Source organism: Paenibacillus sp. NRS-1760, from assembly GCF_050467785.1.
Classification (GTDB): domain Bacteria; phylum Bacillota; class Bacilli; order Paenibacillales; family Paenibacillaceae; genus Pristimantibacillus.
The window spans coordinates 175,696-201,151 of record NZ_JBITPK010000021.1 but is presented as its reverse complement, the minus strand read 5'-3'; the positions used below and the strand labels follow the sequence as shown (position 1 = coordinate 201,151).

Genomic DNA, 25,456 nt, shown 5'->3' with positions numbered 1-25,456 from the left:
GATATTTATCTTTTATGCTAGTTTCGGGAACAATCCGCCTTGTATGCTGTCTCCTGCTGCTAGACCCAATCCTTCCGTACAGCTGTGCGGCTTTCCGCTAAATATTGTGCCATCCGGCATGAAAATAATAGCAAGCGCGCGCCGCGGTTTATCGGTATGATTGGCATTCGCATAATGGAACGTCAACCCGTCATGAAAGGTACAGCTTCCGGCTTTCATACGCACGACCACCGCAGTGTTTCTATCCACGTCTTGAGCTCCTGCATCGGCAAATATATCACTTGGAGCAACTAAGTCGATGCTTTTTAAATTTTTTATTTTTTGCGATTTTGGAACAAACATCATACAGCCGTTGTTCTCATCCACATCATCCAATGCGATCCAAATAGAGAATGCTCCGCTTTCCTGCATCGGCCAATATGGCCAATCTTGATGCCAAGGTGTGGGCTTGGAATCATTCGGCATTTTCAAGAGGGCATGATCATGAAATAAACGGATTCCTTCAAATCCAGTAAGCTGCTTGCCCATATCTGCAAAACGATTGCCTAACACGAACCGGGCCATTCCGCCATGATCTCTCCAAGTGTTTACACGCTGATTCAGCACTTTGAAGTAAGAGCCGCCAGCTTGGTCCGTCTGAATGGAACGCCCTGTAGTATCACTCATTGCTTCTTCCAAATACGTCCTCAGTTCTTGCAGCTCGTCCTCGGAAAGTACATTATCCACTTGAACAAAACCGTTTTCCCGATAAAAAATGATTTGCTTTTCAGTCAAAACCCTCTTATCATTCAACATAACCATTCTCCCTTTTATATAAAGTTGTTAGGTTTACTTTACGACAGGGAGCTGTTCGAATTCTTGGATGATCTACAAAAAAAGTAGGACGATCTGCTAAGGAGGATGGACTTGAATTGTCTATTCTAAATGGAAATGCATTTTTCGAGGACAGAGAGTTTCCTTTTTTTATACAGCGCTATCAAATTAAAAAAGGTGAGGTCATTCCTGCGCATACACATGATTTTGTTGAGCTTGTGTATGTGGCTAAGGGCGGAGCGCTGCATGAAATGGCCGATCAACGATATCCGCTTGCAACCGGTGATGTATTCGTAATCGAGCCACAAACCTATCATGGCTACTTTAACACCGATGGAGAAGAAACCATCGTATATAATCTCCTATTTGAGAAGCAACTGCTTCAGAAGGAATTGGGCGTCCTGCTGCAAATACCCGCCTTCATCAATTTCTTCTATCTCGCTCCTTTTCTAAGGAAAAACGCCTCTTTTGTACCGCATATTTCATTGAACGAGCATCAGCGGGGGCAATTGGAATTTCTTCTCCAAAAAATTCACAAGGAGTTTTATGAAAAGCCGGTAGGTTATCAGCTCGTCATAAAAACAAATTGGATCGAGTGTTTGGTGTTGTTAAGTCGTTATCAGGATAACAATGAGAACAATAATAATAGTCCGCTGCCGAAAGAGGAATGGATGAGTTCTATTTTGCATTTCTTAGAACAGAATTATCGACAGCCGTTATCGTTGAATCAGCTATCCCAAACCTGCGGCATGAGCGTGTCTTCCTTCACGGCAAAATTTAAGAAAGCGACAGGCATGAGCCTCATGGACTACAAGCACTCCCTTCAAGTCAGGCATGCTTGCGAATTATTGAAGGATCACCGCAATAAGGTTGTACATGTCGCATATAGTTCCGGATTTCAAGATGTCAGCTTCTTCAATCGGATTTTTCGCAAACACATGAGTATGACGCCAAGACAATTCCGCAATGGATTGTAGCGTTATTATGGCGGAATTGGTTGAATATCTGGAAGCAAGAGTGTAAGGTTAATGATGCTGGACTAACAGGCTGATCAGCATAAGAACAATAGTGGAGGTAACTTTATGAGTCAACGCTATAGAATTACAAGGACAATGCAAGAGCAGAACCATTCGGAGCAAAATATATCTTTGGAAGAGTGCAAAAGTTATTTTGCTGCCAAACCTGATTTTTCGTATACATCCGTTTTCACTGTAAAAGGGGAAACTACGATGTCTATTGATGGTGATTTTTTTATGTGGAGCTATGGCGATATCACAATCCCGTTCAGGCATTATCAGGGAGATATATATGTGTCCGGAACGAATGAAGCCGTGATCCCTAAGATGATTGAGGTTGCGAGCGAATTGGGTGCGGACGTGGTGGAAGGGTAAGAAGCAATATTTTATGTACTATCGTGAAAAATAAAGCCTCCTATCCGTAAAGTGATTTTACTGGCAGGAGGCTTTTTTTAATTGATGATTGAATGGATAACTTTATTGTACAATCGTTTTTGCAATAAAGGCCAGATCAACAATATCGATGACGCCATCATGGTTGATATCTGCTTTTTTGATCGCATTCCAATCAGGGCTAGTTGAATTTTTGCCATAGCTGGCTGCTGCAATACCAAGATCACCAACGGTCACTTTTCCATCTGAATTCGTGTCTCCTGATGTTGGGACATGGACTGCGTTTTTAAATGCTTGGAGTGCTTGATTCAAGGCGGTAACCGCTTGATCAATTTCCGCTTGGTTTACAGCTTTATCGGCTGCTGCTTTGGCAGTATTAATCGCTGCTTGCAAAGTGGCTTTGGAACCAACAGGGTATTGTCCTGGCGAACTGCCTTCTACAGCTGCTTGAACGGCTGCCTCTGATTGTGCAATTAAGGCATTCAAAGCTTCTTTGTTCAGCTCATTCGTGCTCGTGACTTTAACATTATGCGTGACAGGAGCAAGTGTGGTCTCCACGCCTGCTGAATTGGCAAGCTTCGCTTGCGAGAGTGTAATACTCGTATTAGGTGACTCTTTAATCGCTTTCCAGTGTAATTTAAGCAATTCTCCATCGGCGATGACAGCATGATCTGCACCTTCACTAGCAAGCAAAATCCGAATTTGTCCGGGAACGTCCGTTTTAGAATCAATAACGATAAGACCATTCTTTATGGACTCCGCCGAAACAAATGCGAGCTTGTCGGCATCATAATCAAATGTGAGATCCTGAGCATAAACGGCATCCTCCGATTTAGTCGACACATGCGTTAACCCGTAATTTACTTCGAGGCTTTCGCCTAATGAAAGGTGTGAAGCACCTGTAAGTGTCCCCGTTAATTTGTTTTCAACAGGGGGATTGAGGTTAGGAACATCGGCCTTATACATCGTCAAAAAGTCCAAATTCACATTGCCAATCGAACCATTATCAATACGATAGCTGATCACATTTTTGCCAGCCTTTAAGCGTAAACGCTCAGAAGCGGTAAACCATTCATCCCAGCTGATCGCCGTTTTATCTGGGCCTATCGTTTTTACTTGTATGCCATTTACATATACATTGATGTTTGCTCTTGCCGGCAGCTGCGTCGTAGGATTATTTGTAGATTCACCATCGACCTGAACGCCATAAGCGTATCTAACACCCACGATGTAATCACCATCTTCAGCCGCATTCACTACAAAACTGGCTTCTGCACCAGCTTTTTTGGGTAGGTTAATATAACCCGTTCCTTGATAATTTACATGGCTGTTGTCTTTCGTAATCTCACCATAAAGAATTGCATCTTCAGCTTGATACATATCTCCGAGTCCTAAATCACCAGAAGGCAAGTCCTGCCATTCATATGGCGATATAGGTACACCGAAATGCGGTGTTCCATCTGCATTCCAGCCAAATTTTTGAATATTGACCTGCCGCCACCAGTTTCGCCCAGTATCTTGATATACGCGCGAATGATAAATCATCCAATCTTCCTTGCCATCTGCCGATTTGACAAAACCTGCTCTGGCAGGGCCGGATACATCATCTGTAGCAACGAAAACATCATTTGTACGCGTCCAAGAATCTGGGTTCAAAAAATCGCCATCGGTATTCATAAAATAAGATAAACGATAGCCATTTGATGCATAATCACCTTCGGACATGGTAATAAACACTTTCCCATCCTTTTGCAATACACGAGGGCCTTCTCCGCCGCCTCCTGGCAGGAAGGAGCGGTCTGCTGTAATTGTATAGGGGTTATCCATTGGCGCAATTGCCGGGCCAATAGGTTCGCCGGAGCCTAAAGTGCCCCAAACCGCATATAGTTGTCCTTTGTAGTCGAAGACCGTGAAATCATTGGCTTGTTTATAAACGCCGTTTTCACCTGCATAAATGGCACCTTTATCAACGTACGCTCCTTGCGGGTCGTCTGTCACAGATTCCAGAACCGTTGCCATATGCTTGTAATCAAACTCTTTTAAGTCAGCGCAATAATAGATATACCATTTGCCATCAAAGAAGAAGAGTTCAGGTGCAAAAATCCGAGTTTGTGTTCCTTGGGAATCGAATACCATAATTTTTTCGCCTTGGTCTAACAGGGTACGAGACTTGGATACATAAACTTTATTGTTGGAGTCTAAATTGCTTGAAGAAACAAAGTAATAAAAACCATCTTTGTACGTGACAAAGGGGTCCTGTCCTTGATACAGCGGGTTGTTAAATTTATCAGATACGGAGGAGCTAGTAACTCCCATCTCTTTCATAAAGTCAGAACGGGCAATCGATACGCTCTTAATGGCATCATCAAGCAAACCAACCTTATCTAAATCACTAATTTCTTTGTCATCAATAGTGGCAAGCAGCTCTGCCGCAGTTATTTTTGCAGCGCTTAAGTTGTTTACTACGCTTTCTGCTACTTTGTCTGCAAAGTTTTCTGTTAAATAATCTATCTTTTGAATTTCTGCGGTCAAATCAGCTTTTTTAGTCGTGAGCACACGATCTGTAGGCAAATAAAGTGCTGATTCAGGCACGACCTCTCTGCTTTGGCTAGCGCTTTCCCATTCCATCTTAAGCCAAGTGCCTCCCCAGCCTTGCAAGTATTCAACTTTAATATCGTAATGCTTGCCTGCATCCAATGAAATGGAGGTGCTAACTTGTGGTTTTTCCCATGCCTGCTGCCAGAAGTCAATGATTAATGCTCCATTAACCCATAGTCTGAAACCATCATCACCAACCATATGGAAGGTGTAGTCTTCTGTATATTTTGGAACGATTGTACCTGTGAAACGTGCTGTATTAAAATCGGGTGTTCCGGAGAGCTGATTGAAGATGCTTGCAAAAGAATCGCCATTTAGATTGGAGACCGCTCTTTCTCCTCGAAAATCATTAAAATTAAAAATAGTAATATCTTCACGATTGTTAGGGTTCTTTTCACATTTAAAAAACTCGCCCAGCAATCCGTGACCGTCCACAGCTGCATCAGCAGCACGAGCATTTGCGGGTATAACAATCGTGCCTGCAAAAACAAACATAGCCAAAAGTATTCCTAGTACTCTTTTCATCGTTAAGCCTCCTGATTTCTCATTCTTATCATGCAAAGTAGGGAAGTATTGCTCTATAGCTGCTTCTCAAATTACCTCCTTTTCTCGTCCTATTGTTTGCTTCAAATTTACCATTTTTTATCGATTATAGATTTGTGAAATACGGGCTTTTTTTGCGTTTTTCTGTCCTTTTATTTATCAGATGGAGGGTTTGTGTTAAAGTATGGAATATTAGCGAAAGGTGGAGTAATGATGGAAATAGAAATTGATCAGAAGGGGAATTCCAAAGTTGCGATTATAGAGAGCACAGAAATTGTAGTAAGCGACGTGCAAGGGGCACTGGACTTGATGGCAACAGTGAATTATACAGATGGCTGCCATAAACTATTGATCCATAAAGCGAATATAACAGAGGAATTTTTTGATTTAAAAACAAAGCTTGCCGGGGAGATTTTGCAAAAGTACACAAATTATCACGTTAAAATCGCAATCGTTGGAGATTTTGATGGTTATGAAAGCAAAAGCTTGAAGGATTTTATTTATGAATGCAATAAAGGCAAGCAGGTTTTCTTTTTAAAAGATAAACAAGCTGCACTCGACGCACTGCACAATGTAAATTAATGGTATAAAGAAAAAGGCAGCCAAGGGTAATTGGCTGCCTTTTTCTCATGAAACAGCTAGCTGCTTCTGTTTCTTATTGCTACCGTGCCATCCGGATACGAGAACACCGAGTAATACAAGCGCTGCGCCGATATAACCTTTGAATGGCAATATTTCATTGATGAACACAAACCCGAACAAAGCTGCAAACAGCGGTTCGAGCGAAAAAATAAGCCCGGTTCGGATAGGAGTCGTATATTTCTGAGCCAAAGGCTGAACCACATAGCCAAATGCACTGCACACGATACTTAATACGAGTACGGCTACCCATCCTTCTGATGTATGAGGAAGTTTGGGCGTTTCGAATAGAAAAGAGAAGAACAAACCATAGGCACCTGCAAATCCCAATTGTAAAATGCCTAAGTTCAACGTATTCGTTGTTTTCGCCGCAGAATCGGTAATTAGAATATGTATGGCATACAATAGGGCCCCCATAATACATAAGAAATCTCCCGGATATATTCTCAGCTCGCTGTTTAATGTAAGAAATCCAATACCTATAATAGCAAGGCAAACCCCAATGACGAGGCTAAGCTTAAGTTTTTTCTTGAACACGGTGACATAAATTAAAGGGACAAATATAACGGTTAAGCTAATTAAAAATCCGGCGTTAGAAGTTGTGGTCGTTTTTAGACCAAACATAATGCCTGTAAATACACCAAATAATAATAATCCAAGTAATGCTGCATATTTTAACGTTTTCAGGTCGGTATGACGCAAGCTTTTGTGGAAGAGGGCGGCCGATAAAAGAAACGCAAACCCGCAGCGAAGAGCAATCAAATTAAATTCTTCAATCGAATTTAGTCCCAGCTTCATAAAAATATAGGATGAACCCCAACATAACGTAATCATTAAAATAAGAAAATCGGCTTTCAGCGGCTTCAATCTGTACCATCCTTTGTTTAGCAAGTGTTAGTAATCGAACCGGGTGGATACCAAGTACTAACACAGTATACTAAGGAAGGATTAACAAGTATATTGAATGTTTGTTATGATATACATTAGTAAATTTCATGTTAAAGGCGGGCTATCGATGAGTATTAATAAATACGAAGTTTTCATGAAAGTAGTTGAACAAGGGAGTCTGACAAAAGCTGCTGATCTGCTAGGATTCACGCAATCGGGCGTAAGTCATATGATCAAAAGCTTGGAAATAGAATTGGGTTTCGCCCTCCTGCTCCGAGGACGGTCGGGGATAAAATTAACGGCAAATGGAGAGCAGATGTTAAAGCCAATTCGTGAAATATTAAACTGGAACGAACAATTGAAGCAGGTAGTGTCATCGATTCATGGTTTGGAGGCAGGTACAATCCGTATAGGCACCTTCACCAGCGTATCCGTTCATTGGCTTCCTGGCATGATTAAGCAGTTTCAAAAAGAGTATCCGACCATTGAGATTAAACTGATGGAAGGCGACTATCAGGAAATAGAAAGCTGGATTGAAGAAGGTCAAATTGACTGTGGCTTCATATCTATTCCAACTCGCGGCACATTTGAGGTTATTCCTCTAAAGAAGGACCGAATGCTGGCTATTTTACCGCTGGATCATCCTCTAAGTGAGCTGTCCTATTTGCCTTTAGCCAAACTCGAAAATGAACCGTTCATCATTTCAAGTGAAGGTTCTGATTATGATGTCAGACGGGTTCTAGATCATGCGTCGATTAAACCCAATATTAAGTTTTCGTTAGGGGATGATTTTGCGATTATTGCCATGGTGGAGAATGGGCTTGGCGTCAGTATCCTCCCTGAGCTTGTTCTTCAAGGGCGCGACCATAACGTGTGCGTGATGGAACTCGAGGAGCGCAGCTACCGTTCACTCGGAATTGCCGTCCAGTCCATGAAAAATGCATCACCTTCCGCTAGGCGATTCGTAAATTATGTCCAGCAATGGTTGGAGAATTGGGAGCAATAAGAATCAGGCTGATCGCACGAAAGAACAGGAAGATAGTAGAGTTTAAAGGAATTTCATAGTAAAATATACTAAAAATTAAATAACCGAGGGGGTTGCTGATTGTGATCATTGAGACGGAACGGTTAATTTTAAGAGATTTTGTGACCAATGATTTCGAAGATATACATGTGTATGCATCGAATCCGATCGTAGTGAAGTACATGTTATGGGGACCAAACTCGAAAGAGGATACACAAAGCTATATGAATATGATAGCCGATATGCAAAAGCAACAGCCTCGACTTGGTTATGAACTCGCAGTGGTCATGAAAGAGAACAATCAGTTGATCGGTGGTTGTGGAATTCACATTATCAAGCCTTCACAAGGAGAGCTTGGTTATTGCTTTAATCATAACTATTGGGGAAGTGGCTTCGCATCAGAGGCTGCGGCTGCCTTGCTTGAATTTGGATTCCGTGAGCTCAGTCTTCATCGCATATTTGCAACCTGTCGCCCGGATAACATTGGATCGGCTAAAGTGCTGCAAAAAATAGGGTTGAAATATGAAGGACATATTAGAGAGCATATGCGCCATAACGAGAAATGGCATGATTCCTATCAATATTCCATTTTAGAAAATGAATATGTCTAGAAGAGCCACTTTCAAAAGGTGAGGTGACAATGATCATGGTTAGTGAAGAGGATAAAGCAATCATTAATCATTATGTTGCTGCTTATAATTCATTAGATGTAGCGGGAATGGTTAAGTTTTTGCATAACGATATTATATTCAGGAATGTTTCCAATGGCGAAATTAACACTGAAACCAGAGGTATACAAGAGTTTATACAATTGGCGGAAAAATCCTCAAAGATGTTCTCTAGCCGCTGTCAGACAATCATGAGCTATCATGCTGTAGAGGACAAAGTAGAAGTGCAGATTGATTATGAAGGAACACTTGCTGTTGATTTGCCTAACGGATTAGGCGCGGGAGACAAAATACAGTTAAAAGGGAAATCAATATTTGGGCTGGTAGACGGAAAAATTTTTATGATAGAAGATTATAGTTGAAGATAATTGCTAACAGAATAACATTCATTGGAGGTGCTTCACCTTGAAGACAATAGGTCTGATAGGCGGCATGAGCTGGGAGTCATCTGTGCTCTATTACCAAACCATTAATCAAAAGGTAAAAGAAAAGTTAGGGAAACTTCATTCTGCAAAAAGTATCATGTATTCAGTAGATTTCGAAGAAATCAAGACTCTCCAGGAACAGGGGAAGTGGGACGAAGCAACTGCCATCATGATTGATTGTGCACAAAAACTAGAATTAGCCGGAGCAGAGTTCATTATTATATGTACGAATACGATGCACAAAATGGCCAAAGAAGTAGAGGATGCGGTATCCATCCCACTGCTTCATATCGCAGATGCAACAGCAAATGAATTGGTTAAAGATGGGAGAAAGAAGGTTGCTTTGCTTGGTACGGCATTTACAATGGAACAGCAATTTTACAAGGGAAGACTAAGCGAAAAGTTTGGGCTTGATGTCATTATTCCTAATGAGTCAGAACGAAAGATTATACATGATATCGTCTATGAAGAGCTTTGCCTTGGAATTATAAACGAACAATCCAGAGAATCATATTTAAAGATCATTAATCGTCTCAGTGAGCAGGGAGCAGAAGCTATTATTCTTGGGTGTACAGAAATAACACTGCTCGTATCGCAAGATATTTGCAGTGTACCATTATATGATACAGCAAGAATTCATGCGGAGTGTGCAGTTGATTTTTCTTTAAGTGAGGAAATTTCTCGCTAACGTTCAGAGTTGATATCATCAACTTATGACATTGGTATGGCTTATTCGCGACTATCTAGTGCATATGGAACATCATATAAACAATCAGATATTAAATTAATGCAAATGGATGAAATGAAAAAGGCGACCGCTAAAGGTCGCCTTTTATTATACGATCTACTTGATCTTACAAATCTCTTTATCCATAAGCATTTTAATAAATAATCCGCCTTGAACGGTACGGTTTTGGAAGCCTACCATCTTTGCAGTGCTTGTTGAATACCAGTCGCTCATTGGAACGCGGCTCTCGGTTTTATCATATGCATGCCAGAGGCGGTCTACAATGGAATTGAAATCTTCCTTATTGTCGCAGAGCGTCGCACTCCAAACGATCCAATCCGATTTGGTGTAGGTGTCACGATTATCAAGCATGAGGCCAAACTCACCTGAATGTTTCTCCAAATAGGCTTTAGTCTCAGCTTTAAATGTATCTTTAGGGAACAATTCGAGACCGAATAATTGATCCCATACCGCATTGTATTTCATGCTGAAGGAATCAGGACGGTCAAATGCTAAACGATAGGTTCCGTCTTCATTAGCAGCCATGACGAGCCAGTTATCTATCATTCCTTTTGCAACATTCATTAATTCCTCTGACTTTTTCTCGTCTCCAGCCATACGGTTTAGAATCGCAAAGCTTGCGATACCCATAATAGCCTTAATCGATAAGTTACAGTTATGCGCGAGATGCCCTGCAAAATCATCCGTACACAGCTGGTTGTCAGGATCTACACCATTGTTGATTAAATAATTGCACCATTTCTCAAGATGGTCCCAGTTCTCTTTGGCAAAAGATACATCATTCTCCGTGACCGCAACAGCAGCTGTGCAAATCAGCATATTTCCACATTCTTCAACCGGCATTTGCCAAGTAGGGCATGTGCCATGACTATAGACTTGGCCGTTAACGAGTGGATAGGTTCCCGCATCGTGTGGTGCAAAATCATAATACCAAATATCAGTAGCAGCGTATTTAAAAATAGGGCGCAGCATCCCCTTAACGAGCTCTGGGTTGTAAATCAAAAATTGCGGTATGGATGGATACGTAACGTCTACCGTAGCTGCACAGCCATTGCTGAAATTTTCTTTGGATATAAAGAGAACGTTTCCATCGGTATCCGCACAAACCTTATGACCTGCAATAGCTTGTCTGTAGGCTAAGGATACTAGTTCCGCGTACTTCTCGTTGCCTGATTCTGCAGCTTCTGCAAATAGAGTGGATGAGAACTGTTCACACTTTTCAAATAGGTTGTCATACTCAGATAGAGCCTGCTTCAAGGCATCTTCGATGGTTTCACCGTCTTTTTTCCAATAAGCATTAAGCGGTTCATTAAAATATTCAATCGCTTTGATATCATCATATGCAACAGCAAAAAGCGCATTTGCGTTTTCGCCTGTATTTACAGGGATAGACAGCTCAATGTTATGGCTTACCGTACCGTATTCATGTGTATTGGCTACATCGATGACAGAAGCCTTTTCATGATTAGAAGCGAGGTATAAATAACCCCAGTTAATTCTAAGATCATCACCAGCTTTATTTAAAACATTTTGAAATTTGCTTCCAATCTTGCCGCATGTAAAACCTGGCTCGCTAATGTCTTTGTAATCGACTGGGAATTCATATTTAAAGTTTTGACATAACTCATCATCGACATTTATTTTTATAGTCACATCATGTGCTTCGCCATTGTTAGATTCGGCTTGTACATGAATATAAGACACAGGTCTAGACATAAGCTTTAAATCATCCATTAAAAGAGGGGTAGTAAACGTAACGAGTAAATTGATTTCATCAGATGTAAAACGATATTTGCTGGATAATGCATTAATATCTACGCTTGTTTGTTTCATTTTTATACCATTATCATTGCCGCCCATAAAACAATATTCTTTTCCGTTAACCACAGCGGTACCGACTAATTTATGAGGTTGGCCCGTCCAATGTTTGGTATCAGCTTCATTCAGTTCGTTAGCCATAGACCAAACAGAAAAATAAGGATCTACAGTTATAAGTGGGACAGCTGGAGCTCGCATAATCATAGTAATTCCTCCTAAGTTAGATGAAAATGAATGAAATGCAAAACGATTGAATAATGTTATCTGTTGCTGTAATATACAATTTATCATACAAATTACGGTCTGATAATAGAAGTTATCACAATAGATGTGAGGAATATCACAATGAAAGAAACTGTTTATAGCTTTTGGCATCTGCTAGATCCTAAACTTCCATTGAACATCGTAATGGCAGGAATTTCTTACTGCGACAAGAATTATATCATCGAGAGAAAAGGTGAAAATTTATTTTCATTCGAGTATATTATGGATGGAAGCGGTGTGTTGGAGATAGAATCCCAAACGCTGTATCCCCAAAAAAATGATGTATATCTCTTAACTAAAAATAGTTATCATAAGTATTATTCCAGCGAAGAAAATCCGTGGGTTAAAATTTGGGTCGTTTTTAATGGGGATTTTGCAGAAAGTTTATTTAAGCATTACTTGCCAGCAGACACCTATATTGTGAAAGATTGCAACATCCTTTCTTATATGAATGAAATTATTAATATTGCATCTGCCAAGCAAAAAAACTACTCTGATATTACAGATGAGATTTCAGTTATTGTGTTAAAAATCATATTGCATTTAAAAAACCATTTGGAAAATAAAGTGCTCTCTATTCCTGAGCGCATTAAACAATGTTTGGATTTAAACATCGAGAATGCTATCGATATTAACGATGTTTCATTGCAGCTTGGATATTCGAAAAACTACATTATTAAATTATTCCGAGAATGTTATGGTATAACGCCGTATACTTATTTTCGCAATCGCAAAATAGAGCTCGCCAAGCAATATTTGCTTAACACGAATCTAAACATCAACGAGATATCTACAAAGTTGAATTTTGCCGACCAGCATTATTTCTCTTCATCATTTAAAGCCATTGCAGGCATTACGCCTTCGGAATATAGAAAAAACAGAACTAATCAATTTATAGAGGCGGAGGGGTACTCTTGAACATCTACGTAGTCAGACACTGCAAGGCAGAAGGGCAATCGCCAAGTGCTAAGCTTACTGAAGAAGGTTATCTGCAAGCGGAGCGGGTAGCTGAATTTCTGCATGGCAAACCTATCGAACATATCATTTCGAGTCCGTTCCTAAGGGCCATTCAATCTATTTCTCCATTAGCTGAAAAAATTCAAGTAAACTGTCATGTGGATGACCGCTTGTCAGAACGGGTTTTATGTGGCGAAAGCAATGTTAACTGGCTTGAAATGCTTCGTCATACTTTTATAGATCTGGAGATGTGTTATGAAGGCGGCGAATCCAGTACTTCTGCGATGAATCGTGCCTTAGCGGTAATAACCGATGTGAGAAATAGCGGGTTTAGCAATGTGGTTATCGTTACGCATGGAAACTTGATGTCCTTGCTGCTTAAGCATTATGATACTAAATTCGGTTTTGAAGAATGGGCAGCCTTGTCTAATCCTGATGTCTATCATTTGCAGTTTGAAGGTGAATTGCCAATTATACAGCGAATATGGAATGGCTGAGCTAGATTATTAATAGTACAAGGAGGCGATAGGTTTGTACGAATATATGTATGTTGAAACGTCATTGGGTGGGTTTTTCTCCGAGGCAAAACATCGGGAAACGATCGATGAATATGCAAAAGAAGGATGGAGATTAGTGCAGGTTTTACCGACACATTATAATGGTCATGGAAAACCAACGGCGTATGAAATTATTTTCGAACGTTTAATATCAAATAGGGACGCAAACACGTAAAAGTGTCGCGTCCCTTTTTTTTTTCTATCTTTCATTAAACAAAGTTATTTTCTACTTCCAATATTTCTCGATAATAGCATCACGGCCAGAATATACTCTTGATTCCTTATAGAACTTTGGATTTTTACGGTGATAGTTCTGGTGATACTCTTCCGCTGGATAGAATACTTCCGCTTCTTGAATCTCTATTACAATCGGCTTGTCAAAACGGCCGCTCTTTCCAAGCTCTTCCTTGGATAATTGAGCAAGCTGGCGCTGTTCTTCTGTGTGATAAAAGATGGCAGCACGGTATTGGCTCTTGCGGTCATTGCCTTGTCCTACAGCATCTGTAGGGTCAATTTGCGGCCAATAAAGCTCAAGCAATTTTTCATATGGGAAGATGTCCGAATCATAAGTGATTTGTACGACTTCCAAATGACCGGTTTCACCAGTCAATACTTGCTCATAAGTAGGGTTCTCTAGCGTTCCGCCCATATAGCCGGACAGAATGCCATGTATGCCGGGCTGTTCATCAAAAGGACTTACCATACACCAGAAACAGCCCCCGGCAAACGTTGCTTTTTGTATCATTTGCTCTCCCCATTTCCTTAACTAATTAATAAAGCGTTCGTATGAACACTTATTATAAGCTTGATCATTTAATCAGTCTATTACTTTGGTGGCTTCATTAGAGACATTGTCTAGAAATTCCAAAGCTTTTGCAGTAAACTAATTGAATCTAATTATATCTATTTATAATCAAATAGTACATGACATTCATTTGGAAGTAGGGGATTACTTATGATTTTTGTTTTTGATTTAGATGGAACCATCTGCTTTAAAGGACAGCCTGTTTCAGAAAAGATTTTAAGTGGTTTGGAGGAATTAACTCAAGCAGGGCATGAAGTTATTTTTGCTTCCGCTCGTCCCATTCGAGATATGCTTCCTGTTCTTCATCATCGTTTTCACAATTTTTCTCTTATAGGAGGAAATGGTTCTCTTATTTCTAAGGATGGCAGCATGATCGCTATAGAAACTTTTAATGAAGATTTAAGGCTTAACATGCTGAAGCATATTGAAGCGCATCAAGCGACATATTTGATTGATAGCCATTGGGATTATGCCTACACCGGTTCTTTAGAGCATCCGATATTAAAAAATGTTGATGCCTCCAAGCTTGCTAAGCTTGTTGCAGTAGAGTCGCTGGAAACCATAGTCAAAATACTAATCCTTACCGCGAATGATATGGAAGTTTTGGAGCAAAAGCTTGCAAGCCTAGAAGTTGTTATTCACAGGCATCGTAATGAAGGTGTCATTGATATTAGTCCAACTCATATTCATAAATGGAGTGCTCTGCAAAAATTAGGGGTGGAAGCCAAACAATTTATTGCATTTGGGAACGATGCCAACGACATTTCGATGTTTCAAAACGCGAAACATGCGGTTATGATTGGCCATCATGATGAGCTGGCTCCTTATGCATCGGAAGTGATTCCGCTCGCGGGCAATTACGAAGAACAGATCGTAGAGAAACTGAAGGAGCTTGCTGGCAAGCATGTTCCATTGAATTCATAGATGCTGGTTGCAGTTGAGTGATAATTTTTTCGAGAATAGCAACGTAAGGAGCTCATTATGGAGGAACAATGGATAATTGCAAAATATGATCCAGAATGGAAAAATCGATTTTATGATATCGCTCTAAAAATAAGAAATGCTTTGGGAGATTTGGTCGTTCGTATTGACCATGTTGGCTCAACTTCGATTGTTGGTTTAGATGCGAAGCCCATCATTGATATTCAATTATCCGTTATTGATTTTGAAACGATCATATACCATAAGAGTGAGATGGTGAAAATAGGTTTCGTATATCGAGAAGAAAACGCAGATAAAACGAAAAAGTATTTTCGAGAAATACCGGGCAGTCGAAGAACGCATATTCATGTAAGGCAGTCAGGTAGTTTTTCAGAACAATTAACTTTATTGTTTAGAGATTATTTGCGTGCGCACCCTGAGGACTGTTTAAGATACGCCCAGGAGAAACATCGATTATTTGAGCTTTATAAGGATGAACGCTCCAAGTATGTCGAAGGCAAAGGGCCAATCGTTTGGGATATTATTCAGAAAGCACATATTTGGTCGCAAGAAGCGGGTTGGAAACCATCCGCTTCAGATATGTGAAGAAGTACTTCTTATTAAGAAGGGAGGAGCAGCATGCCAAGGCAGCTGCTCCTCTTCTGCATATATAATATTTTACGATATTACATACCCGATTCTTTAACCAGGCGCTTGACCATGGAATGAAGATTCAGCGATTTTAAACTTAAGCTCAGCTCATTGTTAAAAAAGAGAATCAAACCTGACTTGTTGTCTGGATTAAACATCGTAATCGTGAGCACTCCGGGATCAGAGCCGTTGTGTCCGATAACCTTGCCCTTGCTGACACCTTTCAAGTAAAGACTATCCAGCGCTGAATAGCTCCATCCGAGTGCCTGATTGCCATTATCCGACTGCGGTTTGAACATCTCATCAAGTGTGGCCTGCGATAGGATGGTTCCTTTCTCGGCCTTCCCGCCGTTCATGATGGCAAGATAGAATTTAGCAAATTCAGTAGTCGTTGTCTTCAGCGTACCGTCGGGATAAGTCGGGAAAGAATAGGGCACCAGTGGTTTATGTTTTGCATCATATTGCACGGCAAGTAGGTCTTTGCTTAATAAATCTTTATGCAGCCATTTGGTATGCTTCATGCCCACCAGGTCAAAGATATGCTGCTGTGTATATTCCGGAAAAGGTGTTTTGGTAATCTCTTCGACTAAATAGCCGAGTAAACCATATCCGACATTGCTGTAGCTGAACGCCGAACCAGGTTTATCTTTCGTAAAGTTTTTTTCTTCGTCGTACCATTTTTCTCCCGGAACGAGAAAATCCTTCATGAACTGCGCGAGTGCAACCGTTGAGTCACCACCACCAGTGTTCGAAGTATAGAGGCTGTCGTACAGCTTCCAATTGTTATCGATTCCTGAAGTATGGTTTAACAGCATGCGGAATGTAATAGGCGTGTCTGGAAATTTAGGATGAACAATTCTTATCGGCAAAAACGTATTTATGTCATCATCCAGCTGAATGGTTCCTTTCTCAACAAGCTGCATGACGGCCGTAGCAGTCACGGTTTTGGAAACGGAGGCAATCTGAAATACCGTGTCATTTGTGATCGGTATATCTTTTTCCCTGTCAGCGTCTCCGTAATTAATAATGCGATCAATTTGATTGTCTTTGATTATTGCGATGGATACGCCTGTCATGCCTGATTTCTTCATTTTGACTTGGACGAATTTCTCAAGATCCTTAGGGTTAGAGAAATCAACCTGAATGAAAGTAATCGTTGCTAAAGCAATGATGAGTGCTCCCAAAATAAGTCCAATGATTTTCCAAACCCGCCCCTTCTTCCTTTTCTTCTCCATCTTGACGCCACCTTCCGCCGTTTCTCAGGCCGATTATTAATAACATTTCTTAACTTTACCAGATATAGTAAAAATTAAATTCGCACCGCAGTCGAGTTTGCTGCCTCGACTATAGACTAGCTCGTGCTGGAGATTTGAATTATTATTCTTTTGTTTGTATAATGATTCAACTGGAAATGATGGACACTTTAATTTAAGGAGGATTATATGAACACCATCGTCTATATGGTTAGGCATGCTGAATCACCATACGATGAAGGAACTGAAAGAACAAGAGGACTCACCATCAAGGGCAAGGGCGATGTTGAAAAAGTTACAGAGATTCTTAAAGAAGAAGGACTAGATATTATTATATCTAGCCCATATAACCGAGCAATCTTGAGTGTTGAGGGATTGGCACAAAACTTGGGATTGGATATCGAAACATTTGAAGATCTCAGGGAAAGGCATTTTGCTGAAGAAATTATTGAAAATTTAATGTCCGTTATTAGAGAGAAATTTTATGATTTTGATTATGCTTTACCGGGTGGGGAGTCTAATTCTGATTGCCAGAATAGATCGATATCAGTGATAAAAAACATATTAAAGGAACACTCTGGGAAAAAAATAGCGATTGGAATACATGGTCTTGTAATGACTTTGATGATTAATTATTTTGATTCAAGTTATGGTTTGGATTTTTTAAATCAATTAAAGAAACCAGATATTTATAAATTAAGTTTTGAAAATTTAGAACTAAAAGAGGTAATAAGACTCTGGAATGAGGATTTTTTTATTTAGCTAACGGATACGTTAGCAAGAAAATGTTTTTGTTTACCTATCTTTACATATGAATGGCAGCCTATGACGTGTTTTATCGTCCAAGGCTGCCATTTTTTATTAGGCTGATCCAAGACATGATTTGAACTGAATCTGTGCAACTTGCTCCTTTTGGAATATTAAATTGAAATTAGTACCAAAATAGAGTGAGGATTTACGGATTGTATAGATATGGATGTGATTTCATTTGAGCGGTTCGGGTAATAAAATCAGCTTTGTGCAAATATTTATGATGTTTTCATTAATGAATGGCCTTACCAGCCACGTTATTGTAAATCCGATGATTTTGTCTGCGTCCAAACGTGATTCGTGGATTACAGTACTGATTACAGGTGTGTTTTTTCTTATTTGGATTTTGCTATTGGTCTGGATAATGAACCGATCAGGTCAGCAAGAGTGGAAAAAGTGGCTATCCCGCAGGAGTTCCCCTTTTGTTTCTTGGCTTCTTATCCTTCCCGTTTGCATTCAGATGTATCTCATTGGCGGTATGACCGTCATCCATACGGCTACATGGCATGTTACAAATTATTTGCCCTCTACTCCTAAGATGCTGCTCGTTGTCTCACTGGTATTATTTTGTACAGCCATGTCTATGTGGGGATTAAAGGTCATTGCGATCGTTGCAGGTGTGTTGCTTCCGCTTGTTGCTTTGTTAGGCATTTTTGTCGGTTCATTCAATTCTCCAATGAAAGATTTTTCGTTATTAAAGCCTGTACTTGAGCATGGATGGGGCCCGGTTTGGAACGGGATGGTTTATTCCGGTGCAGGATTTGTGGAGTTGATGGCGCTTATCGTGCTGCAGCATCATTTGAAGACGAAAGTTCGAGCTTGGCAGCTGCTTTTATATGGCGTATTTTCCATTGTCATTTCACTGGGACCTATCGTTGGTGCGATTACAGAGTTTGGACCCATAGAAGCATCCCATCAAATGACTTCGCCTTACGAGCAGTGGAGGCTCGTGAAAATTGGGCAATTTGTTGAGCATCTAGACTTTTTATCCATCTTTCAATGGCTGTCTGGCGCGATTGTTCGCATAAGCTTATCTGTGTATTTATTCGTTGAATTGCTTTCTCTTCGTCAAGCACGCAGTCGACACTGGGCAATAGCTATCATTATGGTGAGTTATATCCTTCTGTCACTGTTTCGAGTAAACGAATATACCTTTTATTTATGGATGGATCGTTATTACATGCCAATCTCGCTGGTGGTATTGTTGTCCTTCTCATTCTTATGGATGATTGCCGCCCTGTTCTTAGGATCTGCCTCAAAGGAGGGAAAAACATGAATGGACAAGCGCAGTCAAAGCCAGAGAACTGGAATGAGGAAAGCTTAAGGGATCTCTTTGCGGGGGCATCAGATGTCAAAATCCAAGCTTGCCACTTCGGAGAACAAGAGATCGTTGAAGTTGTAATTGCTTTTGCAGAAGGTCTGAGCCATTCAGCGGATATTGGTAAGTTTATTTTGCCAGAGCTTAATCGGCTTTTTAAAGAACAGGGCTCGTTCAAGGACCCGATTGTGCGGTTGTCCAATGTATTGTCGATTACAGAATTTACAGAAGCGACAAAGGATGCGTTATCGGAGGCTATTTTTCAAGGGGATCTGCTGCTTATATTCACACAAGAAAATAAAGTGGCTTTTGTAAGCATAGCAGATAAGCCAACAAGACAGCCATATGAATCCAGTACAGAAATTTCGGTTAAGGGACCAAGGGATGGGTTCGTTGAAGATATTACTGTAAATATTGCCTTAATCCGTAAACGGCTTCGAAGCCCTTCTCTCCATGTAGATAATTTGACAATAGGACGAAGAACAAAGACGCGGATTGGGGTTCTTTACTTTTATGACATCATTAATCCCAAGATATTGGAGGACTTACATGCGCGATTGGAAAAGATTGATATTGACGGTTTAATCAGTATTAGTCAGCTAGAGGAATTGTTGTCTGACTTTAAATTCAAGCTATTGCCGATTATGGATTTTACCGGAAGACCCGATTATGCCGTCCAAAGCTTGCTTTCGGGCCGTGTAGTACTCGTTATTGATGGATTGCCGATGGTGTTAATTGCGCCAGCTGGCTTGTCCCTTATTTTAAAGTCTCCAGAGGATGCCCATTTCAACTATGCGTATGTTTCGTTCTCAAGAATAATAAGAGGGATCAGCTTATTCTTGTCTATCTTTTTGCCAGCTGTATGGGTTGCGTTAGTGTCGTTTCATCAAGATCAAATTCCATTTCAAATGATGGCTACTATTTCTGTGACTAGGCTGGGGCTGCCGCTTTCTTCGCATATGGAAATGTTTTTGCTGCTCATGCTGCTAGAAATTTTTAGGGAAGCGGGAGTAAGGCTTCCTAACGCAATCGGTCAGACACTGACGTCAATTGGGGGGTTGATCATTGGGGATGCAGCCATTCGAGCGGGTTTGGTCTCGCCTTCAGTAGTCGTAGTTGGTGCGATTACCGCCGTTTCGGGCGTAACTCTAGTGAATCAGACGTTAAGCACGCAGGTTAGTATTTTGAGGCTGTTCTTTTTTACACTATCCGCAATTCTTGGCATGTACGGCGTGATTTTAGGTATGGTACTGCTCATTGGTTACATGGGTACTATAAAATCATTTGGCGTAAGCTATTTGGCGCCTTTATCTCCGCTATCCGTCAGGGAGCTGCTTATTTCTTTCCTGAGATTGCCATGGGATAAAATCAACAAACGACCTACCGCGCTGCAAACGAAAGATCCCGATAAGAAGAAGGAGGATTAGACATGTATATTTTCCGGGCAATAAGCGTGCTTCTGTGCAGTATTATGCTTCTAAGCGGTTGCACGAGTATGCCGGAAATTCAAAATATGGCATATGCGACGGCTATTGGTGTCGACTTTAAAGACGGGAAATGGATTGCCTATACACAAATCCTCAATTTCTCAAACATCTCGCATAGTGAACAAGTCAGCCTTGGTAAAGCTGTCCCTGTATGGGTAGGCAAAGGGGAAGGGAAAACGATGGCATTAGCATTAACAGACATTAGCAGAACATCCCAGCTGCAGGTGTTTTGGGGTCATGTTAAAGCTGTTGTTATGACAGAAGCGGTGCTCAAGAAGGGTGTCACTGATGTGTATAGCGCGATTAATCGGTACAGGGAAGTAAGGTACAATATTCTTATCTATGGAACAAAGAGGAGCCTGCCAGAAATATTTATTCAGAAATCGATTCTGAATTTATCCCCATTGGAAACGATCATGTTTACGGCTACTCAAATGCACTCAGTCGTTTCAGTAGTCCTTCCTGTTACCGTAAATCGCGTGATTGCGGATTTAAATGAACCTGGAGAGCCGGCAATGATTCCATCACTTGACCTTGATTCTAAAGATTGGTCGGAAGACGAGCAAGCAAAGCCGATGTTCAGCTTGTCAGGTGGTTATTTTTTCAAGAAAAATAGGATGATAGGATGGATGTCAGCACGGGATCTGCAAGGGATTAGGTGGGCGGAAGAAGGACTGAAACGTATACCGCTTCAAGTTACTGCCCACGGCTCACCGGCAGCCGTTATTGAGATTTCATCTCCGAGAATGAAAATTAGACCCGTAACGGAAAAGGGAGAAACTCGCTATAATCTTGTAGTTGAGGCAAAGGGCATTGTCATTGAGCTAATGCAAGACGTAACCATAAACCATTTGAAGGAATGTTCTGCTGATGCCATCCGCAAGGAAATTACGAACACCTATAGTAAAGCGTTAAAGGTCCAAATCGATCCGTTTCATCTCAGACAATCGCTTTATCAGTCATCACCCGCGGAGTTTCGGCGCTTGTCCAGCATCGATGATTTTTTCTTGAAAAATGATTCTATCAAGAACATTCAAGTAAACGTCAATCTAATGAATACGGGGAAATATAAGGGGACAAAAAATTAATTGAAGCAGACATTGGGACTCTAAGCAAGATACCTCGCAACTCTTGTAACAAGAGCACAATCATGAAGCCTCTACTAATCATAGATTAAAAGGAGCATGATAGTGGGAGGTGAGCTTTAATGGAGGAAATGTATCGTTTCGGTAGAAATAATATGAACTGTAGAGTCCGTGTTCGGACTCGGGATGGCCGTTGCCACGAAGGCGTTATCGTAAATGTTGATAGAAACAATATATATTTACGGACATCGGACAGGGTTAGAACATCAGCATATTATGGTAATGGGTACGGTAATGGATATGGTTATGGGTATGGTTATGGTTTTGGGGCAGGTCTACTGACTTTGTCATTGTTTTCGCTTCTTGCTATAGCTTTGATTTAAATAAAGAAACCTCAAGTCCATAGCGGCTTGAGGTTTCCTTGTTTTATAGCAGCAAGACGGAATATCTCACCCCATGTTTCGGTTAAGGAAGAATGTTTCCTGCAGCACGATAAATAGCATACCATTCTTCGCGTGTCAAATGAACTTCGCTCGCATTACAGCAATCGTTCAGGCGGTCAAGATTCATTGTACCGATAACCGGTTGCATATGTGCAGGGTGGCGCAAAAGCCATGCAATAGCAATTGTCGTATTGCTAACATTGTATTTTTCAGCAATTTCATCGATTTGTTTATTCAATTCCGGGAACTTGTCGTTTCCAAGGAATACGCCTTCAAAAAATCCATATTGGAAGGGAGACCAAGGCTGAATCGTAATATCGTTCAGTCTGCAATAATCGAGGATACTGCCATCACGGTGCACAGCAGCATCATTTTCCATATTTACGTTAAATCCGCTCGAAATCATAGTTGCGTTCGTAATGCTTAGTTGCAACTGGTTAGCGACTAGAGGCTGCTTCACCGATTTCTTCAGAAGTTGAATTTGCATTGGTGTTTGATTGGATACGCCAAAATGGCGTACTTTGCCTGAGCTTTCAAGGCGATCAAAAGCTTCAGCTACTTCTTCCGGCTCGACCAATGTATCTGGACGGTGCAAAAGCAGAATGTCCAAATAATCCGTTCTCAGTCGCTTCAAAATTGCATCTACCGATTCTAAAATATGTTCTTTGGAGAAATCGAACATACCAGGACGAATGCCGCACTTAGATTGTAAAATAATTTTCTCGCGAACTTCATCGTTCATATGAATAGCATCTGCGAATATTTCCTCACAAGTTCCACCGCCATAAATATCAGCATGGTCAAAGAAATTCGCACCTTTATCTAGCGCCGTCTGAACAAAACGTTCGGCACCAGTCTTGTCCAGCGAATTAATACGCATGCAACCGACTGCAATCACCGGCACCTCTAGTGTACTGCTTCCAAGCTTCATCGTCCTCATGATTTAAGTCCTCCTTCGAGATTGGTTAACTTTGTTTGATGGATTCATCGCAAATAGAAGAGTGTTCTATTTGTTGCTGCACAAACTATGTAAACGCCTTCCTAAAACAATTGTGCCTTATGATTGTCTCACAAAAGGCCGCCGTATTTCAATGTTTACAAAAAGGATAAAATGATATATGTGTCCGCTGGTCGTGAGCACGGCATCTCTTTCAACGCGGTCTGGTATTTACATACAAACGTGAATTCGGTATTCTGGAAAAATAGTTTCAACTTGGAAGGTTTTTAATCACGACTTTTTATTAAATGGAGGCAGCAAATATGGTGACAATTGAGGATTTCATGAAATTAGAAATTCGTATTGGTACGGTTATTCATGCAGAACCTTTTCCAGAAGCTCGAAAACCCGCAATAAAATTAGAAATCGACTTTGGTGATTTTGGTGTCAAACATTCCTCGGCACAGATCACTGAACGGTATGAACCAGAACAGCTTATTGGCCGTCAAGTTGCCGCAGTTATGAATTTTCCTGTTAGACGTATTGCGGGCTTTAAATCCGAGGTGCTTGTCATTGGTGGAGTCCCATCGGAAGGTGATGTAGTTCTTTTAAAGCCGGATCAACCCGTTCCGAATGGGACGCCAATTGCTTGAGGAAGCTCATCAAAAAAAAGAACAGGTTGCCGATATAATCGGCAACCTGTTTAGCTTTCCACGTTCACACGTCGACAGCGATCGTAGCAATTAAAGTTATAGGGCTCCATGTCAGCTTCGATTTTTTTGGGTACATAACCATCGTTTGTTAAGCTGGTAAGAAGTTTAGTTAAATGCTTTGCTGTTTCTGGTAGGTCATGCATGAGAACGATAGGGGTTACATCATGTTTCTCTAATTTTTGTATTTGTGAAATTGTCGTTTTAATATAATCTTTGCTTGAAATAGACCAGTCGCTGCTGTCCACGTTCCAATCCCACAATTTATACCCGTTGTCACTTAAAACCTTCCTGAATGAATCCGTTAAATAAGGTACACTGCCGTAAGGCGTACGAATTAGAACCGTTGAGATGCCTGTAATTTTCTCAAGTGTTTTTTGTGCTTGATTCATTTCATCCAGCGCAGATTGTTCCGAACGGTAAAATCGATTTTTATTGTGTGTGACACCATGCAAAGCTACGGCATGTCCTTCTTCTACAATTCGTTTAACGATTTCTGGGGACTGTCGCATTTTTGGTTCCAACATAAAAAATGTAGCTTTTACGTGAAATAGCTTCAACGTATCCAAGATTTCATTGGTAGCTGAAGAGGGGCCATCATCAAAGGTTAAATATATCGTTTTATTATTTTTGTCATCATCGATTTCGGAAGGCTGCTTTACAGTAATTAAATTTGTTTCAAGTTGTTCATCTGTGTCATTTACAGTGGCTTGAATAGGATTTGGTCTGCTGCTGCATGCAGATAATTGAGTAACAATGATTAAAATAATACAAATGGCAAGTTTTCGCATGATCTAATTCCTCGTTTTGTATAAGATGTTTTGATTACGATGGTTCTTTTGTCCTTTCTGTTTGTACTGTGGTATATATCTTTGGGATGTCTGTTTAGTCAGTATAAAAAATAAAAGTGTCAGCACTATGGCTAACTTGTTTCTATGTTGTAAAATCTCGCAAAAATCGACATCAACTACTGATTATTGATTTGTTAATTGGTAACACTATGTAAGAAGAATGATGGACAGGCTTTGGCCATCAGTGATGAAGCAGATGGATTTTTTAAGGGGACAGCGGCACTCTGAGACTATTTAATATAAGTCTCATCATCCGTTGTCCCCTTTATTGATTGACCTGCTTTGATAACCAAACGGCTGTTATTAAATCTATTTACGTTTCTTTTTTAGAAATTTTCTAGTTAAATTAACTGATATTGATCTTAAATCAGAGGAATCGGTTGAATTCTGACCAGAATCGCTATTATCGCTGCCGCTGTCACTATCGCTGCTGCTAGAATCACTGCTGCTTCCTTTTCCGGCTATATTGGTTATGTTGATGTTTATTCTGCCAACATTCCCAAAAATAATCGTGCCTTCGTTTCTTTCAATGATGACACGTCCCAATTCGCATCCCATAGTAGCTCAGCATCCCTTTCTTTCATCACTATTTAAAGCAGCTTGACTGTAGATGGTTCTTACTGACTATTCTATGAATGAACGAGTAAATAGGTATTGGCTATTTGTAGAGTTACAGGAGCCTTTTTTTAGTCTAAAATCTGTTTTTATTATGCGATGTGGTATAAAAGCTCTCATTCTATTGGATTTTTCTGGTTTTGCGCAAGAGCAACAAAATTAGTTTATTCAAACTCTATTGGTGTCTGGGAAGATTTCTTACACGGGGCAAGACTGTTT

General features: G+C 40.5%; 27 protein-coding genes. 18 read left to right on the top strand and 9 right to left on the bottom strand.

All coding sequences use genetic code 11. From position 1 onward, the window contains the following. Positions 1 to 12: 12 nt before the first annotated feature. Entirely contained in the window at positions 13 to 795 is a 783-nt protein-coding gene (locus ACIFSR_RS29055) for a phytanoyl-CoA dioxygenase family protein (RefSeq protein WP_339208441.1), read from the bottom strand. Positions 796 to 911: 116 nt separating this feature from the next. Here ACIFSR_RS29055 and ACIFSR_RS29050 point away from each other — a divergent pair, with 116 nt between their 5' ends. After that, positions 912 to 1,790 (top strand): helix-turn-helix domain-containing protein, encoded by an 879-nt coding sequence (locus ACIFSR_RS29050; protein ID WP_430061873.1) that lies wholly within the window; start codon positions 912 to 914, stop codon positions 1,788 to 1,790. A gap of 105 nt (positions 1,791 to 1,895) precedes the next feature. Further along, positions 1,896 to 2,204, top strand: a complete 309-nt coding sequence (locus tag ACIFSR_RS29045) for a hypothetical protein (protein ID WP_076270544.1) — start codon at positions 1,896 to 1,898, stop codon at positions 2,202 to 2,204. 102 nt (positions 2,205 to 2,306) lie between these two features. Here ACIFSR_RS29045 and ACIFSR_RS29040 read toward each other — a convergent pair whose 3' ends face one another. Further along, a complete protein-coding gene (locus tag ACIFSR_RS29040) occupies positions 2,307 to 5,345 on the bottom strand; it encodes a family 43 glycosylhydrolase (protein WP_430061870.1) in 3,039 nt (1,012 codons plus the stop codon). A 231-nt stretch (positions 5,346 to 5,576) separates the two neighbouring features. Between ACIFSR_RS29040 and ACIFSR_RS29035 the strand changes: the two genes are divergently transcribed. Next, positions 5,577 to 5,945 (top strand): DUF4180 domain-containing protein, encoded by a 369-nt coding sequence (locus ACIFSR_RS29035; RefSeq protein WP_430063168.1) that lies wholly within the window; start codon positions 5,577 to 5,579, stop codon positions 5,943 to 5,945. A 45-nt stretch (positions 5,946 to 5,990) separates the two neighbouring features. On the opposite strand, the gene ACIFSR_RS29030 is transcribed toward ACIFSR_RS29035, so the two are convergent. Beyond that, positions 5,991 to 6,869, bottom strand: coding sequence for a DMT family transporter (locus ACIFSR_RS29030; RefSeq protein ID WP_339208446.1), 879 nt, complete (start codon positions 6,867 to 6,869; stop codon positions 5,991 to 5,993). Between the two features lie 148 nt (positions 6,870 to 7,017). Here ACIFSR_RS29030 and ACIFSR_RS29025 point away from each other — a divergent pair, with 148 nt between their 5' ends. The 4 genes from ACIFSR_RS29025 to ACIFSR_RS29010 all read left to right on the top strand — a co-directional run bounded on the left by ACIFSR_RS29025 (position 7,018) and on the right by ACIFSR_RS29010 (position 9,695). Further along, on the top strand, positions 7,018 to 7,896 hold the full coding sequence (locus ACIFSR_RS29025) for a LysR family transcriptional regulator (RefSeq protein ID WP_430061867.1): 879 nt from the start codon (positions 7,018 to 7,020) through the stop codon (positions 7,894 to 7,896). Between the two features lie 101 nt (positions 7,897 to 7,997). Beyond that, on the top strand, positions 7,998 to 8,525 hold the full coding sequence (locus ACIFSR_RS29020; protein ID WP_430061864.1) for a GNAT family N-acetyltransferase: 528 nt from the start codon (positions 7,998 to 8,000) through the stop codon (positions 8,523 to 8,525). Positions 8,526 to 8,560: 35 nt separating this feature from the next. Beyond that, entirely contained in the window at positions 8,561 to 8,944 is a 384-nt protein-coding gene (locus tag ACIFSR_RS29015) for a nuclear transport factor 2 family protein (protein ID WP_339208451.1), read from the top strand. Positions 8,945 to 8,987: 43 nt separating this feature from the next. Further along, complete coding sequence (locus ACIFSR_RS29010) at positions 8,988 to 9,695, top strand: aspartate/glutamate racemase family protein (RefSeq protein ID WP_430061861.1); 708 nt, start codon at positions 8,988 to 8,990, stop codon at positions 9,693 to 9,695. A gap of 156 nt (positions 9,696 to 9,851) precedes the next feature. On the opposite strand, the gene ACIFSR_RS29005 is transcribed toward ACIFSR_RS29010, so the two are convergent. After that, positions 9,852 to 11,777: a glutaminase domain-containing protein gene (locus ACIFSR_RS29005; protein WP_430061858.1), complete on the bottom strand. Its 1,926-nt coding sequence runs from the start codon at positions 11,775 to 11,777 to the stop codon at positions 9,852 to 9,854. Between the two features lie 141 nt (positions 11,778 to 11,918). On the opposite strand from ACIFSR_RS29005, the gene ACIFSR_RS29000 reads away from it, so the two are divergent. From ACIFSR_RS29000 to ACIFSR_RS28990, 3 genes are read left to right on the top strand one after another with little or no spacing between them, the layout of a single operon-like run. Further along, entirely contained in the window at positions 11,919 to 12,755 is an 837-nt protein-coding gene (locus tag ACIFSR_RS29000) for an AraC family transcriptional regulator (protein ID WP_339208455.1), read from the top strand. Further along, complete coding sequence (locus ACIFSR_RS28995; RefSeq protein ID WP_339208457.1) at positions 12,752 to 13,291, top strand: histidine phosphatase family protein; 540 nt, start codon at positions 12,752 to 12,754, stop codon at positions 13,289 to 13,291. Before ACIFSR_RS29000 ends, ACIFSR_RS28995 begins: the two co-directional genes overlap by 4 nt. A gap of 34 nt (positions 13,292 to 13,325) precedes the next feature. Continuing rightward, the gene (locus ACIFSR_RS28990; protein ID WP_076270151.1) at positions 13,326 to 13,526 is read left to right on the top strand and encodes a DUF4177 domain-containing protein; all 201 of its coding nucleotides are present in this window, start codon (positions 13,326 to 13,328) and stop codon (positions 13,524 to 13,526) included. A 51-nt stretch (positions 13,527 to 13,577) separates the two neighbouring features. Here ACIFSR_RS28990 and msrA read toward each other — a convergent pair whose 3' ends face one another. Continuing rightward, positions 13,578 to 14,093 carry a peptide-methionine (S)-S-oxide reductase MsrA gene (gene msrA, locus ACIFSR_RS28985; RefSeq protein ID WP_430063165.1) on the bottom strand — a complete coding sequence of 172 codons (516 nt, stop codon included), beginning with the start codon at positions 14,091 to 14,093 and terminating at the stop codon, positions 13,578 to 13,580. 213 nt (positions 14,094 to 14,306) lie between these two features. Here msrA and ACIFSR_RS28980 point away from each other — a divergent pair, with 213 nt between their 5' ends. Further along, positions 14,307 to 15,080, top strand: a complete 774-nt coding sequence (locus tag ACIFSR_RS28980; protein ID WP_430061854.1) for an HAD-IIB family hydrolase — start codon at positions 14,307 to 14,309, stop codon at positions 15,078 to 15,080. A gap of 57 nt (positions 15,081 to 15,137) precedes the next feature. Then, a complete protein-coding gene (locus tag ACIFSR_RS28975; RefSeq protein WP_430061851.1) occupies positions 15,138 to 15,683 on the top strand; it encodes a GrpB family protein in 546 nt (181 codons plus the stop codon). 80 nt (positions 15,684 to 15,763) lie between these two features. Here the strand turns inward: ACIFSR_RS28975 and ACIFSR_RS28970 are convergent, their stop codons facing one another. Next, entirely contained in the window at positions 15,764 to 16,963 is a 1,200-nt protein-coding gene (locus ACIFSR_RS28970) for a serine hydrolase domain-containing protein (RefSeq protein ID WP_430061848.1), read from the bottom strand. 207 nt (positions 16,964 to 17,170) lie between these two features. Between ACIFSR_RS28970 and ACIFSR_RS28965 the strand changes: the two genes are divergently transcribed. The 5 genes from ACIFSR_RS28965 (at position 17,171) to ACIFSR_RS28945 (ending at position 22,064) form a co-directional block, all read left to right on the top strand. Then, complete coding sequence (locus ACIFSR_RS28965) at positions 17,171 to 17,743, top strand: histidine phosphatase family protein (protein ID WP_430061845.1); 573 nt, start codon at positions 17,171 to 17,173, stop codon at positions 17,741 to 17,743. Between the two features lie 226 nt (positions 17,744 to 17,969). Further along, positions 17,970 to 19,067 carry a GerAB/ArcD/ProY family transporter gene (locus ACIFSR_RS28960; protein WP_430061842.1) on the top strand — a complete coding sequence of 366 codons (1,098 nt, stop codon included), beginning with the start codon at positions 17,970 to 17,972 and terminating at the stop codon, positions 19,065 to 19,067. Next, positions 19,064 to 20,536, top strand: a complete 1,473-nt coding sequence (locus ACIFSR_RS28955; protein ID WP_339208464.1) for a spore germination protein — start codon at positions 19,064 to 19,066, stop codon at positions 20,534 to 20,536. The genes ACIFSR_RS28960 and ACIFSR_RS28955 overlap by 4 nt, the downstream gene beginning before the upstream one ends. A gap of 2 nt (positions 20,537 to 20,538) precedes the next feature. Next, positions 20,539 to 21,684, top strand: a complete 1,146-nt coding sequence (locus ACIFSR_RS28950) for a Ger(x)C family spore germination protein (RefSeq protein WP_430061839.1) — start codon at positions 20,539 to 20,541, stop codon at positions 21,682 to 21,684. 119 nt (positions 21,685 to 21,803) lie between these two features. After that, positions 21,804 to 22,064 (top strand): hypothetical protein, encoded by a 261-nt coding sequence (locus ACIFSR_RS28945; RefSeq protein ID WP_339208466.1) that lies wholly within the window; start codon positions 21,804 to 21,806, stop codon positions 22,062 to 22,064. 82 nt (positions 22,065 to 22,146) lie between these two features. On the opposite strand, the gene ACIFSR_RS28940 is transcribed toward ACIFSR_RS28945, so the two are convergent. After that, positions 22,147 to 23,064, bottom strand: a complete 918-nt coding sequence (locus ACIFSR_RS28940) for an aldo/keto reductase (RefSeq protein ID WP_430061836.1) — start codon at positions 23,062 to 23,064, stop codon at positions 22,147 to 22,149. A gap of 320 nt (positions 23,065 to 23,384) precedes the next feature. Here ACIFSR_RS28940 and csaA point away from each other — a divergent pair, with 320 nt between their 5' ends. Further along, a complete protein-coding gene (gene csaA / locus ACIFSR_RS28935) occupies positions 23,385 to 23,714 on the top strand; it encodes a chaperone CsaA (protein ID WP_430061833.1) in 330 nt (109 codons plus the stop codon). Positions 23,715 to 23,764: 50 nt separating this feature from the next. Here csaA and ACIFSR_RS28930 read toward each other — a convergent pair whose 3' ends face one another. Continuing rightward, positions 23,765 to 24,562 carry a polysaccharide deacetylase family protein gene (locus tag ACIFSR_RS28930; RefSeq protein ID WP_339208469.1) on the bottom strand — a complete coding sequence of 266 codons (798 nt, stop codon included), beginning with the start codon at positions 24,560 to 24,562 and terminating at the stop codon, positions 23,765 to 23,767. 369 nt (positions 24,563 to 24,931) lie between these two features. Then, positions 24,932 to 25,180 carry a hypothetical protein gene (locus tag ACIFSR_RS28925; protein ID WP_076270138.1) on the bottom strand — a complete coding sequence of 83 codons (249 nt, stop codon included), beginning with the start codon at positions 25,178 to 25,180 and terminating at the stop codon, positions 24,932 to 24,934. Positions 25,181 to 25,456: the final 276 nt, after the last annotated feature.

Excerpts from the sequence above, each read along its gene's own strand:
- ACIFSR_RS28980 (WP_430061854.1), top strand. The coding sequence starts at position 14,307 with ATGATTTTTGTTTTTGATTTAGATGGAACCATCTGCTTTAAAGGACAG.
- ACIFSR_RS28930 (WP_339208469.1), bottom strand. The coding sequence starts at position 24,562 with ATGCGAAAACTTGCCATTTGTATTATTTTAATCATTGTTACTCAATTA.
- ACIFSR_RS28925 (WP_076270138.1), bottom strand. The coding sequence starts at position 25,180 with ATGGGATGCGAATTGGGACGTGTCATCATTGAAAGAAACGAAGGCACG.
- ACIFSR_RS29040 (WP_430061870.1), bottom strand. The coding sequence starts at position 5,345 with ATGAAAAGAGTACTAGGAATACTTTTGGCTATGTTTGTTTTTGCAGGC.
- ACIFSR_RS29045 (WP_076270544.1), top strand. The coding sequence starts at position 1,896 with ATGAGTCAACGCTATAGAATTACAAGGACAATGCAAGAGCAGAACCAT.
- ACIFSR_RS29000 (WP_339208455.1), top strand. The coding sequence starts at position 11,919 with ATGAAAGAAACTGTTTATAGCTTTTGGCATCTGCTAGATCCTAAACTT.
- ACIFSR_RS29015 (WP_339208451.1), top strand. The coding sequence starts at position 8,561 with ATGGTTAGTGAAGAGGATAAAGCAATCATTAATCATTATGTTGCTGCT.
- ACIFSR_RS28940 (WP_430061836.1), bottom strand. The coding sequence starts at position 23,064 with ATGAGGACGATGAAGCTTGGAAGCAGTACACTAGAGGTGCCGGTGATT.
- ACIFSR_RS29025 (WP_430061867.1), top strand. The coding sequence starts at position 7,018 with ATGAGTATTAATAAATACGAAGTTTTCATGAAAGTAGTTGAACAAGGG.
- csaA (WP_430061833.1), top strand. The coding sequence starts at position 23,385 with ATGGTGACAATTGAGGATTTCATGAAATTAGAAATTCGTATTGGTACG.
- ACIFSR_RS28945 (WP_339208466.1), top strand. The coding sequence starts at position 21,804 with ATGGAGGAAATGTATCGTTTCGGTAGAAATAATATGAACTGTAGAGTC.
- ACIFSR_RS28955 (WP_339208464.1), top strand. The coding sequence starts at position 19,064 with ATGAATGGACAAGCGCAGTCAAAGCCAGAGAACTGGAATGAGGAAAGC.
- ACIFSR_RS28975 (WP_430061851.1), top strand. The coding sequence starts at position 15,138 with ATGGAGGAACAATGGATAATTGCAAAATATGATCCAGAATGGAAAAAT.
- ACIFSR_RS28965 (WP_430061845.1), top strand. The coding sequence starts at position 17,171 with ATGAACACCATCGTCTATATGGTTAGGCATGCTGAATCACCATACGAT.
- ACIFSR_RS28970 (WP_430061848.1), bottom strand. The coding sequence starts at position 16,963 with ATGGAGAAGAAAAGGAAGAAGGGGCGGGTTTGGAAAATCATTGGACTT.
- ACIFSR_RS29055 (WP_339208441.1), bottom strand. The coding sequence starts at position 795 with ATGTTGAATGATAAGAGGGTTTTGACTGAAAAGCAAATCATTTTTTAT.
- ACIFSR_RS29035 (WP_430063168.1), top strand. The coding sequence starts at position 5,577 with ATGGAAATAGAAATTGATCAGAAGGGGAATTCCAAAGTTGCGATTATA.
- ACIFSR_RS28950 (WP_430061839.1), top strand. The coding sequence starts at position 20,539 with ATGTATATTTTCCGGGCAATAAGCGTGCTTCTGTGCAGTATTATGCTT.
- ACIFSR_RS29005 (WP_430061858.1), bottom strand. The coding sequence starts at position 11,777 with ATGATTATGCGAGCTCCAGCTGTCCCACTTATAACTGTAGATCCTTAT.